This window comes from Nostoc sp. JL34 (assembly GCF_017114945.1).
Lineage (GTDB): Bacteria > Cyanobacteriota > Cyanobacteriia > Cyanobacteriales > Nostocaceae > Nostoc.
Genome location: NZ_JABXKQ010000062.1, coordinates 1 through 12,612, shown reverse-complemented (window position 1 = coordinate 12,612; position 12,612 = coordinate 1). Strand labels below are relative to the sequence as shown.

General features: G+C 39.3%; 11 protein-coding genes and 2 pseudogenes. 12 read left to right on the top strand and 1 reads right to left on the bottom strand.

The genetic code is table 11. The features are described 5' to 3' along the window. The 12 genes and pseudogenes from HWQ44_RS12880 to HWQ44_RS12825 form a co-directional block, all read left to right on the top strand. Nucleotides 1-196, top strand: a pseudogene (locus tag HWQ44_RS12880) (pentapeptide repeat-containing protein); the annotation flags it as partial. A 3-nt stretch (nt 197-199) separates the two neighbouring features. Beyond that, nucleotides 200-2,113, top strand: a complete 1,914-nt coding sequence (locus tag HWQ44_RS12875; protein ID WP_292719029.1) for an NACHT domain-containing protein — start codon at nt 200-202, stop codon at nt 2,111-2,113. 83 nt (nt 2,114-2,196) lie between these two features. After that, nucleotides 2,197-3,219 carry a TIR domain-containing protein gene (locus HWQ44_RS12870; protein ID WP_292719027.1) on the top strand — a complete coding sequence of 341 codons (1,023 nt, stop codon included), beginning with the start codon at nt 2,197-2,199 and terminating at the stop codon, nt 3,217-3,219. 150 nt (nt 3,220-3,369) lie between these two features. Then, nucleotides 3,370-3,528, top strand: coding sequence for a hypothetical protein (locus HWQ44_RS12865; RefSeq protein ID WP_292719025.1), 159 nt, complete (start codon nt 3,370-3,372; stop codon nt 3,526-3,528). Further along, on the top strand, nt 3,515-4,768 hold the full coding sequence (locus HWQ44_RS12860) for a hypothetical protein (RefSeq protein WP_292719023.1): 1,254 nt from the start codon (nt 3,515-3,517) through the stop codon (nt 4,766-4,768). The genes HWQ44_RS12865 and HWQ44_RS12860 overlap by 14 nt, the downstream gene beginning before the upstream one ends. After that, entirely contained in the window at nt 4,765-5,766 is a 1,002-nt protein-coding gene (locus tag HWQ44_RS12855; protein ID WP_292719021.1) for a MoxR family ATPase, read from the top strand. The genes HWQ44_RS12860 and HWQ44_RS12855 overlap by 4 nt, the downstream gene beginning before the upstream one ends. Nucleotides 5,767-7,898: 2,132 nt before the next feature. Continuing rightward, nucleotides 7,899-8,741, top strand: a pseudogene (locus tag HWQ44_RS12850) (formylglycine-generating enzyme family protein); the annotation flags it as partial. Nucleotides 8,742-8,934: 193 nt separating this feature from the next. After that, the gene (gene avd, locus HWQ44_RS12845; protein ID WP_292719019.1) at nt 8,935-9,270 is read left to right on the top strand and encodes a diversity-generating retroelement protein Avd; all 336 of its coding nucleotides are present in this window, start codon (nt 8,935-8,937) and stop codon (nt 9,268-9,270) included. 22 nt (nt 9,271-9,292) lie between these two features. Further along, nucleotides 9,293-10,354, top strand: coding sequence for an RNA-directed DNA polymerase (locus HWQ44_RS12840; protein ID WP_292719017.1), 1,062 nt, complete (start codon nt 9,293-9,295; stop codon nt 10,352-10,354). 21 nt (nt 10,355-10,375) lie between these two features. After that, nucleotides 10,376-10,525 (top strand): SUMF1/EgtB/PvdO family nonheme iron enzyme, encoded by a 150-nt coding sequence (locus HWQ44_RS12835; protein ID WP_366931376.1) that lies wholly within the window; start codon nt 10,376-10,378, stop codon nt 10,523-10,525. A gap of 5 nt (nt 10,526-10,530) precedes the next feature. Continuing rightward, the gene (locus HWQ44_RS12830) at nt 10,531-10,803 is read left to right on the top strand and encodes a hypothetical protein (RefSeq protein ID WP_292719015.1); all 273 of its coding nucleotides are present in this window, start codon (nt 10,531-10,533) and stop codon (nt 10,801-10,803) included. A gap of 20 nt (nt 10,804-10,823) precedes the next feature. Next, nucleotides 10,824-11,429 (top strand): formylglycine-generating enzyme family protein, encoded by a 606-nt coding sequence (locus tag HWQ44_RS12825; RefSeq protein WP_366931375.1) that lies wholly within the window; start codon nt 10,824-10,826, stop codon nt 11,427-11,429. Between the two features lie 16 nt (nt 11,430-11,445). On the opposite strand, the gene HWQ44_RS12820 is transcribed toward HWQ44_RS12825, so the two are convergent. After that, entirely contained in the window at nt 11,446-12,546 is a 1,101-nt protein-coding gene (locus tag HWQ44_RS12820) for a hypothetical protein (RefSeq protein ID WP_292719013.1), read from the bottom strand. Nucleotides 12,547-12,612 lie beyond the last annotated feature (66 nt).

The following is a 12,612-nucleotide window of genomic DNA, read 5'->3' as shown; positions in this document are numbered from 1 at the left end:
AATTAATCGTCTGTTCGACATAGTAGAACAACAAGGGTCAGTTCAAAAAGCACTAGCAGAAAATCCAAGGAAAGTTTCTAATTATTATATGGACAATCCACAGTTTGCAGGCGGTATTGTGGATGCGATTAATGTTGACGCACAGCAGATAGGTGGTAACATTCAAAACAACGACACTGAAGACTTCCCCAGTTGACCCATGCCGGACTCCGAAGACCCCAAGCAAGTCAATAACAACGACTTACGCAATGCCCAATTTGGTGGCGGGTTTATTAATGCTGAGAATGTTAATGCTGGACGAATTGGCGGGGACATCTGGAATATTTTCTTTGGGCAGCAGACAACACCAGTTGGCAATCCGGCTCGACCAAAGAACGAGCGTATACTACTGGCCGCAGTTAAGCAAGAAGTGACCTCACGGTTAAGGCAATCTCTACACAATGCCGTGCTGATTAATTTGGGTAAAGAGTCGCAACCTCAACAGGTTAAACGTCCTTGGGATGCAGAAATAAAAATTGGTTTAAAGCCGGCTGTTCCTCTGCCAGAGACTACAACAATTGTAGAAGTTTTTGATTCCCCTGATATTGCAGGCAAATTACTAATTTTGGGTGCGCCAGGATCAGGAAAAACAACTACACAATTGGAACTAGCTCAAGTTTTAGTTAACCGTGCCGAAGAACAGTTTGATTATCCCATTCCCGTTTTATTTAACTTATCTTCTTGGAAAGACAACCGACAGCCCATAACTGATTGGTTGGTGGCTGAACTTAAATCTAAATATGGGGTTTCAAAAAAGCTTGGTCAAGAGTGGGCTGACAATTACCAATTACTACCATTGCTTGATGGTCTGAATGAACTTGAACCACAACGTCAAGAACTTTGTGTTCAAGCAATTAATCAGTTTCTAGCAGGTGAAACTAGACCGTTTTATCTAGTTGTTTGTAGTCGAAGTGAAGAATATAGAAACTACATTACTCAATTACAACTTAACAGTGCTATCTATTTAGAGCCTTTAACTAACAACCAAATTTGTGATTATCTAACCTCTATAAATTCTATAGAATTGTGGTCAACCATCAGTAGTGACTTAGACTTACTAGAATTAGTTAAAATTCCTTTATTACTCAGCATTACTGTTTTAGCGTCACAAAAACTATCTTTTGAGGAATGGCAGCATTTAAACTCTACAGCAGACGAGATTCAGTATTTGTTAGATGCCTACATAGGACGGATGTTGGCACGAGATTTGAACAGTAGGGCATATTTGAACAATAAAACTCCTAATACCAGAAAAACGCGAATGTGGCTTGTTTGGTTAGCAGGACAAATGCAGCGAGAATATAAAACTGAGTTTTTAATAGAAGAAATACAGCCATCTTGGTTAAAAAATCAAGCCTCAAAAATATTATATAAAGTTTTGTTAAGCTTGATTATTGGTATATCTATAGGAATAATATTTAAACTGCTGTATCAAAGGAGTATTATTGGAATAATAGTAGGAATTATTTTAGGTATCACTTATTGGTTGCCTTCACAAAAAGTAGTCATTATAAAAACAATATCTTTATCAGAGCTGAATAAAAGAAAATTACTTATAGGTTTGGCTGTAGGAATAGGTGTTGTAATATTTCCAAGCTCATTATCATGGATATTATTACAAAGACATCAAGGGCAAATTTATATAATTATAATAGGTATAATGTTTCCTCTACTTACAGGTTTACTTCTTGGGCAGCCTGATAAAAGCATAGAAAAAAATATAATTCCAAATCAAGATATTTGGCAGTCGGTACATAATGCTTTTCTTTCAGCTTTAATTATAGGAACACCTATAGGACTATTTGTAGCAATAATTCATATTCCTACAGAAGGGGGAATTAGCGGTATAACTTTTGGATTGATTTTTGGTTTAGTTGCTGGTGGAGATGCCACCATTCAACACTTCATTTTACGCCTCATCCTCTACTTCAACGGCTACATCCCCTGGAACTACGCCCGATTCCTCGACTACTGCACCGAGCGTATGTTACTCCAGCGTGTCGGCGGCCGCTACCGCTTCATCCACAAACTGCTGCAAGACCACTTCGCACAAATGGATTTCAAGCGAGATTAAGAAAAAATTTGCATCTATTGTCCTAAAAAACAATGGTGATATTATTTACAACAATGTCGCTTAAACCTGCTCAAGCTTAACCCATGCCCGACTCACAAGACCCAAAGCAAGCCGACAACAACGACTTACGCAATGCCCAGTTTGGCGGTGGGTTGATTAACGCTGGCACAGTAAACGCTGGGCAAATTGGTGGCGATATCTACAACATTCACCTTGGACAGCAGACGGCAGCATCAGGTAATTCAGTCCAATCACAGAACCAACGACAGCGATCGCAGTCCGAAAAAGATTCACTTGAAAAAGCTTACACCCTTCAAAGCCAGAAAGTTTCAAATCTACGAACAGCGTTGGTTATTGAAACCGATGTATCGCGCAAGTTTCAATACGAACAACAGCTTCAGTCAGAGGAACGCGCACTGAAGGAACTTGTTGACAAGTTGGATGCAATTGAACAACAGTTGCAAACTAGTGATTTTCCTCATAGCAAACAGGTAGATAAACAAGAACAGTTACAGAAGGAGCTAGAACAAGAAAGGGGAAAACTCAAATATGAGAAAGAAATCTTCATTTCCTATGCTTGGGGTGGAGACAGCGAAACCTATGTAAATCACTTAGACGAAGTTTTAGAATCCAAAGGTATCGCCATTATTAGAGATAAGCGAGACTTGGGTTACAAAGGACTAATCAAAGCTTTCATGGAAAAGATTGGACGCGGTAAATGTGTCATTGCTGTGATTAGTGATAGGTATTTAAAATCGCCAAACTGTATGTTTGAATTGGTGCAAATTGCTAAGAATGGTGATTTTTATGACCGAATTTTCCCAATTATGTTACCAGATGTCCAAATTTATAAACCGATTGAAAGAATTAAATATATTAAACATTGGGAAGAGCAAATTAAAGAATTAGACGAAGCGATAAAAGGTGTTTCTGCTGCTAATTTACAAGGATTTAGAGAAGAAATTGATTTATACACCGAAATTCGCAACACCATTGCCGAACTGACCAACCTGCTCAAAGATATGAATACGCTAACTCCAGACATTCATAGTGAGTCAGATTTTGACGAATTATCAAAGGCGATCGCACAGCGTTTAGATGAATGAAAATAGGCATTGGGAAGTTGAATGTGTGGCTACAGATGAAGCAGAGCTTCTCAAATTGCTTCCAGCATAATTAAAGCGGAGATAGTTAATACACATGCAATAGATGGTAATATCCATAAGAATAACGCTTAAAACTGCTCAAACCGGGCCATGTCGATTTTACAAAAGCCAAAGCAAGTCAATAATAATGACTTACTCAATGCCCAGTGTAGCGGTGGGTTGATTAATGCTGGCAGAGTAAAAATACAGGACAAATTGGCAAAGATGTCTACAATATTTATCTGGAGAGGAGTCGGTGACATCAGATAATCCATCTCCACCGCCAAACCAAAGAACGCGATTGCAGCACGAAATAGAATCCCTAGAAAAAAGCCGCGAAACTCAATTGCAGAAAGTTGGACGCATACGAAACGCATGGGTACTTGAAACAGACCCCTCCGAAAAATTTAAGTACGAAAAAGAGCTTCAGCAAGAAGAATCCATACTCGAAGAGCTTAGTGGCACTTTGGCAGCAACAGAACAAAAGTTGCAAACTCTTGTAGATTCTCGGCTAAATTTAGACAGCGATGGGCTACGCCCCGCCGGAGGCGATCGCACGCTCCAATACTCTAGTAGTCCACAAAATTCATTTGCCAGTTCACAACCACTCCCACCTTTGTTACCATATTTAGCCAACCGCAGAGAGCAAGAATCGCAGCTATCTGAAGTATTACAGACATTTTTGGAACAAACTCCAGCTAATCATCTTGTTTGTATTATTCATGGTGATGAGCTGCAATGCCATTACAATTTTGTAGAGCGAATACGACAGTTATATCTTCGTAAACTATTAGAGTTAGACCCACAGCAACCAATGATTCCTAAATTTGAGATGGCATGGCCTGAAAAATTAAAGGATTTGCAGAATCTAGACAATCATTTATGCAAAAATCTAGCACAAGGGGTTTCAGGCAATAGTTTTCATTCGCTAGCAAAAATCAACGATTTACTCAGCACTTATTCTCCTAACCCTATAATTATTCAGACATACTTACTCACTGAAGATTTGTACAAGCAAGGATTAGATAGTTTAGATAGACTTTTGAAATTTTGTCACTCTTTATCGAAAAATATCATTAACCAAAAGTTAATTATTTGTATATGCATTAAATATAAAATCACTCGAAAAAATAATTATAAAATCTCTTGGCTCAAGCGGATATTTACTTATGTAGGTGCTTTTTTGAAACAATATCGCTATCAGCAAACTAATCGAAGAAGTCGCAAATATCTGCAAGATATATCCAACTCAGACCTGAGTCATCTTCAGCCTATATCAGTAATTGTTCTCCCAGAATTGGAAGGAATCAATAAGACAGAAGTTGAAAATTGGGTACGAAGTGAATATATTAAACAATTGGTAGGAGAAGCTATGATTGAACCATTAATTCAAAAAGTAGGAGAAATGTTTGCAACTTGGGAAGAGCAAAAAGCATCTGACACAATACCTATGTATGAGTTAGCTGAAAAATTAGAGCAATTACTAATGAAACAAGGGAAGTCAGCATGAAATACCCTTTTTATTCAGGGATGGCAAACCGTCAACAATCGGAGTTACCAATCACTTTACCAGTTTCTCCACGTTCTCAATTACTTAAGCCAGAGAATTATATTGCAGATTCAGGTTTAACAGATGCGTGTAATGTAGCACTTTTATTAGGACAACCTCTATTGATTACGGGTGAACCAGGAACGGGTAAAACTCAACTAGCTTACAGTTTGGCATGGGAACTTGGACTTGAGCCACCGTTGAAGTTTGAAACTAAGTCAAATACTGCTGCCCGTGACTTATTCTATAGTTATGATGCTTTAAGACGTTTCCAAGATGTGCAGAGTGGTAATGTCTCGGCTACAACCTTAGATTACATCGTTTACCAAGCTTTAGGACTAGCAATTTTACGCAGTCAACATCCTGATGATGTTAAACATTTATTACCATCAGATATTATACATTCTCACAAATCCCGTTCTGTAGTTTTAATTGATGAAATTGATAAAGCACCTCGTGACTTTCCCAATGATTTACTCAATGAATTGGAATTGATGTATTTTCGGATTCCAGAGCTAGGAAACGAAAAAATAGCAGCAGAGCTAAATCTACAGCCAATTGTAATTATTACTAGTAATTCTGAAAAAGATTTACCAGATGCTTTTTTGAGGCGGTGTATTTATTACAACATTCCTTTTCCAGAAGGGGAGCGATTAGCAGAAATTGTCACTAATCGTTTGGGAATAAATGTAGGTAGTAGTCCTTTTTTGCAAGCTGCTCTCAGTTTATTTTACAGATTACGTTCCCCCGAAGTTGGGTTGAGAAAAAAACCTGCAACTTCTGAATTATTGGGTTGGCTGATCGTTTTACAAAAATTCACTCGTGAATCAGAAAATCCTTTAATGCAAAGGGAAATAGTCTTTGCTACTATGAGTAGCTTAATTAAAACAGCGGAAGATCGAGAAAAAGCTAAAAAATTTATAGAACAGTGGATACAGGAACAGAAGCAAACAACCTAGACCTAGATTGGCTCAAACCTGATGTCTTGATACATTTCATTGATGAACTCAGGGAAGCAGGCTACAAAATTGGTATAGCTCAGTATATTGCAGCCCAGAATTTAATTTTAATATTACTGGCTCAAGGGGAAACTCTGGATAATCCTAAAACACTCAGAAATTTATTAGGGCCGATTTTTTGTAGTTCGCCAATCGAACAGGAGGATTTTCAACAGCGTTTTGACTATTGGGTGAAATTATTTAGTAAAACTAATCTTGTCACAGAAAACTTAGACGTAGAAGCTAAAGTACTTTCAGAGGAACTCGCAACAGAACGCACACTTTATTCTCAAATGCAGCGTCTAATAGTGCTGGCGACAATATCTATTTTTATCTCTATTCTCTCTATTCTCTTATCTGCATCCCATACAAATAAAAAGCCATTTATACAACCGTCATCCACATTACCACCAACATCAGTAGATTCTATTCCCACACCAACAGGTGTACTCCCAACAGTACCTCTCAGACAATTGCCAAGTAAAACTAATACAGAACCTTCAACAAACTTATCCTTTACCTGGCAAATACTACTGTTGTTGCTAACTTTTTACATTGTTGTAGTTTTCATTTGGCGTTTATGGTGGTTGTGGCGTGCTAAATTATTTTTGCAACGTCATAGTACAACACAACAACCGGATTTACAAACAATCTCGATTACTGGATTTGAGGAAAATCTAGTTTCTAGTTTAGTACTCTTAAAAATTGCTAGAAATTTCCGATATCGAATTCGTATTCCTGCTCGTGAAATTGATGTGGAAAGGACGATTGATGCAACTTTGAGAAATGGTGGCTGGTTAACTCCTATCTATCGGAATTATCAAGTTCTCCCAGAGTATCTATTTCTAATAAATCGCGCCAGCTACCGAGATCATCAAGCGAAATTTGTAGAAGAAATAATTCAGAGATTACGAAACGAAGGTGTATTTATTACTATTTATTTTTTTGATGATGACCCCCGCATCTGTTTTCCCGATTCTGATACAAGTCTTCCCTTGAAACTCAGAGAAATTATATCACAATATAGCCAGCACTCTTTAGTGATTATCTCTGATACAAGCAAATTTTTTAGTACTATTACTGGCGAATTAGAACCTTGGGTAAATCAGTTGAATAACTGGGAAAACCGAGCAATTTTAACATCGACTCCGGTACAAAATTGGGGAAAGCAGGAATTTTCGCTTGCCCAACAATTTATGATTTTACCTGCAACAATTAAAGGATTGGAGATATTAAGTCAAAGATTATCTCAAAGATTCGCCATTGATGTGTTTACAGAAGAAATGCAAATACCTCTACCATATTCCTTGCAGAAACAACCTTATCACTGGATAGAACGTAATCCGCCACCAACTGAGCAAATTAATGCTATGTTGGATTCTCTAGAAAAATATCTTGGGCAAAATAGCTTTTATTGGCTGAGTGCTTGTGCAGTTTTTCCAGATTTGGATTGGAATATCACCATTTATTTAGGTAATGTTCTGAAAACACAGTCAGGAAAATCCTTGATAGAAGTATGTTCCTTAACTGATTTGGCTCGTTTACCCTGGTTTCGTTATGGCTATATACCAAATTGGTTGCGTGTTTACCTAATTAGCACACTCACCCCAGAACAACAGCAAATAATTCGGAATGCTCTGCAAAATTTACTAATTACCTCTGTTCAAGGTTCTACCAGCAAATTCCAATTAGAGATAGCAAAGCAGTATCACAGCTTATTACCTAAACTGGCTAATCCAATACTTAATTTATTATCTAAGAAAGCGGCTATTGATAGCCCATTACGGGATTATATCTTTTTAGGATTTATGAAAGGCCAATCTCTACTTGCTATGCAGGTATCAGATGAATTTAGTCGCTCACTACAAAGGCAGAAAAGAAATTATTGGTGGATGCAAGGATTACGAAAACTAGGAATCAAGATTAAACCAACAATCCACCAGCCGAGTTTTACACAATCAGCTAACTCTACTTTATCGTTAATCAATCGCAGACAATTTTTGCAATGGCTGGGTTGGGGAGGAGCAGGTTTGTTGGCATCTGTTGTCGCGCATCAAGTTACTCAAAAGTCTAGTCAAAATTTGAATCTTGTACCCAATTCTAATACGACTCCGTTACAGAACTTTAATTTTGAAACAGTTAGAGTCAATACACAGGGGAGAATTACTGCCAGAGCTGTGCGTACTGCACAGTATTTTGTAGAGGATTTAGGTAATGGCGTGACTTTACAAATGGTGGCGATTCCTGGTGGTTCTTTTGTGATGGGTTCACCAGCAGCAGAGGCGAGACGAAGCGATGATGAAAGTCCTCAGCACAATGTTACAGTTAACCCTTTTTTCATGGGAAGATACGAAATTACCCAAGCTCAGTATCAAGCAATTATGGGCAATAATCCTGCTAATTTCAAAGGTGATACCCGACCTGTAGAAACAGTGACTTGGAATGATGCGGTAAAGTTTTGTCAAAAGTTAAGTCAAAGAACAAGACGCAATTATCGCTTGCCCAGCGAAGCCGAATGGGAATATGCTTGTCGCGCTGGAACAACTACGCCATTTTATTTCGGGGAAACAATTACAGCAGATTTAGTCAGTTATAATGCCACTCAAGCTAATGCTTCTGCACCAACAGGTCAATATCGTCAACAAACAACACCAGTAGGTAGCTTTCTCCCAAATGCCTTTGGCTTATACGATATGCACGGCAATGTTTGGGAGTGGTGTCAAGATACTTGGCATGACAATTATAATGGCGCACCTACAGATGGCAATCCTTGGATAAATGAGAGTGATAATACTTATCGTCTGTTGCGCGGCGGATCTTGGAACGACAATCCTGTTGTCTGCCGTTGTGCTTATCGCGGCAACGTCAACCGCGTCATCCGCGGCAGCAATTTTGGTTTTCGGGTTGTGTGTGATGGTGGGGTGGTGCGGCGATGACTCTTTAGCCCTTTGCGCTTTAGCTCTTTGCGCTTTGCACTCTTTTTTCTTTGCTCTTTTTAGCGGAGCGATCTAAATTTTTTTTTCAAAAAATAAAGTTAAGAAAACAAAGGTTAATTTATTAATTAACGAAAGTTAGTGGAACACAGAAATTTTATTATCTGAATTACAGATAGGCTTTTTCTCTAAATGAATGGAAGAATTACCAATTATCCAAAAAACTTACGATTTGATTAAATGGTATGTTCCGATTCTCAATCGGTTACCGAAGCTCCATAAATTCGCTTTAGGAGATAGAATGATAAATGGCTTGTACAATTTATTAGAAGGCTTACTGATTGCACGTTATAATAAAGATAAGTTAAAGCAATTAGAGTCAATTAGGAGCCAATTAGATATTTTAAGATATCAAACTCGTCTTTTATTTGATTTTAAGTTAATACCAGTAAATCGATATGAGTTTGCTGGTAAGCTAATCAATGAAATTGGTATTGAATTAGGCGGTTGGATTAAACATCAAAGTAAATAAACAAGAATATTAAATAAATTTGATGAAGCGTTATGGAAATATTTATTCCCAAATTATTGAATTTGAGAATATTCTAGCAGCGGCTAAAAAAGCCCAAAAAGGAAAGCGGTTTAGAGATAATGTCTTGAATTTTAATAATAACCTAGAACCAGAATTAATAAAATTGCAAGATGAATTAGGTAATAAAAATTATCAACCAGGAAATTATAGAACTTTTTATATTAAAGAACCAAAAACTCGGATGATTTCGGCTGCTCCATATAGAGATAGGGTAGTACATCATGCTTTATGTAATATTATTCTTCCTTTAATTGAACCAACATTTATTGCTGATTCTTACGCTAATCGAGTGGGATTTGGTACTCATCGTGCTTTACATCGATTTACTGAGTTTGCTCGTTCTAGTCACTATGTTCTACAATGCAATATTCAAAAATATTTCCCCAGTATTGACCATGAAATTCTCAAAAGTTTACTGCGGCGAAAAATCAAATGCTCTGATACGCTCTGGTTAATTGACACTATTATCGATAACAGTAACGAACAATTATTAGTGGTGGAGCATTTTGCAGGAGATAGTTTGTTAACTCCCATCGAAAGAAGACGAGGTTTACCAGTAGGTAATCTCACAAGTCAGTTTTTTGCTAACGTTTATCTTAATGGCTTTGACCATTTTGTTAAAGAAGAACTTCGCGTTAAAAAGTACCTCCGCTACGTTGATGATTTTTCGCTGTTCTCAGATGATTGGCAATTTTTATCTAACGCTAGACTAGCCATTGAGGAGTATTTAGCTAATAATTTGAGGTTGAGAATACATCCTATCAAAAGCCAATTATTTGAGACAAGAATTGGTGCTAATTATGTAGGTTTTCGGATTTTACCGAACTGTATTCAAGTTCGCACTGAAAATTTAAGACGAGCCAGACGCAGATTAAAGTTTATGCAAAGAAAGTCTGCTCAAGGTAAAATTAATTCTGATAAAATATCCCAATCAATTCAAAGTTGGTTTGCTCATTTTGAACATGGAGATACTTGGCAATTACGCCAACAGATATTTACTTCACTCGCTTGGACGAGGGAGTAGAGAAGGGACAGGCTAAACCGACTGCTGCGCGGTGGTTCTTGGAACAACAATCCTGAAAACTGCCGTTGTGCTTCTCGCAACAACAACAACCGCGACAACCGCAACAACAATATTGGTTTTCGGGTTGTGTGTGATGGTGGTGCGGCGAGCGCTCTTCTGTGCCAGAGTTGACGGATGTGAATGCGTCGAGCGTGCCGAAGAAGAGTCCAGCCCTTGTTCCTGTGATATCGGTGACGGTATCCAAAAATCAAACCCAGTTGGATAGCTTGGTAGGTGTCATAGCCGAACAGTTGCTCAACTCTACAAACAAAATTCTCTGTTTGACCATTTTTGAGAATTTGGGACAGATGCAAAACCCTTACTCCTGTATCGGAAACCGCCGCATCATCTCCTCAACCGTCATCGCCTCACCTTCTGGCGTGTACACGACCTCACCAGTTTCCAAGTGAAGGATGGTTAAAGTAGCGTTATTAATTGGGGTGTAAATATTCAGCTAAAACCTGATCCATCATATTTTAAAGGGGATAAACGACCTGTAGAAGGAGTTTCTTGGCACTGTGCAGTTGAGTTTTGCGATCGCCTTACCACCCATACAAAAAGACAGTATCGCTTGCCTAGTGAAGCAGAATGGGAATATACGTGTCGTGCTGGAACCACCACCCCCTTTCATTTTGGCGAGACAATCACAACTGATGTCGCTAATTACAACGGTACAGAGGATGAAGAATATCAATTGTCAAGTTCTTGTGGTCAAGGATCTAAAGATATTTATCGAAAAGAAACTACAGTTGTAGGAAGTTTTGGTATAGCAAATGCCTTTGGGTTATACGATATGCACGGTAATGTATTTGAATGGTGTGCAGACCATTGGCATGAAAATTATGAAGGAGCGCCTACAGATGGTGGTGCGTGGATAGAGCCTGTTAGTGACAATCATAACGGTGACAGGCTGATGCGTGGAGGTACGTGGATCGGCAGTAAGGACATTTGCCGTTGTGCTTATCGCCTCGGTAACTGGAGCCGCCACCTCGGCTTCCATATCGGTTTCCGGGTGGTATGTGCAGGTGCGGTATGATATGGATAAGCTATCGCTACTCATCCCACTTCACCAGCACCCCATCTACACACGCAATTCCCCACTGCGGAAAGTTCGCCAATAGTTTCTTAATCACAATCTGCAAAGCAGGGTCATCATTCCAGCATTCCTGCAAAAAGTCAAACCTCGGATTCTCCCCCAAATTCGCCGCAACCTTGAGTTTCTGCATCCGCTCCGGTCGCATATTTGACCTTGCAACAATCGCCTCATGCGACCACTTTTCAGTATTTGGCATAGGCAAGGCGGAGCTTTCACCTTCATCAACTGCTTTGACTTCTCCACCCGAAACCGAGTTTTCAGCTAACAACGAAGTGGGATTACCCTGTTCTACTTGCGCTAGTGTTTGATTAGCGATCGCTTCCTTGCAAGAATATTCATTTTGAGCGACGGGCGCGGCGGAACAAGCACCTTCATGGCAGTCTCTCGGCTCAACACCACAGTCCTGCTTTTTAGCCAACAACGGAGCAGGTTGACTTGGTACAGCATCCACAAGCGCTAGCGTCGTGCAGTCATTCGCCGTAGGCGAGTCTTCCTTATTCTCTGACACGCTTTCAACAGTCTGAGGCGACGCGCCCCCCAAGGGCGCATGAGCCGTCTCCTCCTCACGCGAATTTCCTGTAAGCGTGTCAGAGACACAGTTCACAAACTCTTTTGAAGAGTTCGTGAACTGTTCCTGAGTAGTTCGTGAGGGTTCACAGAACCCTTGCTCTGACTGGTCTTTACCTAAAATAGATGCTTCATACAAAGTACCCATTTCTTCACAGCCAGCATCTATCTCTGAGTCCCCAGCATTTGATTCTCGTTTTTCAGAATTTGGTTCTTGTTTCGCGGAATCCCCTTTTTCCCAAAAATCCTTTATCCTGCTTCCATGTAGATTTTTGACAGTCCACCTCATCGTTTCCCGGCCGTCTTGAATTGACTTGTCCGGCTTGAAAATGAACAACCCGCTTTCAGAGAGAATTTTCTTCGCAGAGATAAAAGTACTGTATCCTAAAGCTGAGGTCAAAGGCATCCAGCGAGAACCGTAAGGGTCAACCGCCCAGCATTCTTGCCACAATTGCGTAACAGAGGGCTTTTGCTGCGAAGCCCACAGCATATCTTGTATGGGAATAATCACATGAGTTTCAACTAATCAATCAACGCCTGCTCAATAGCATCTTGC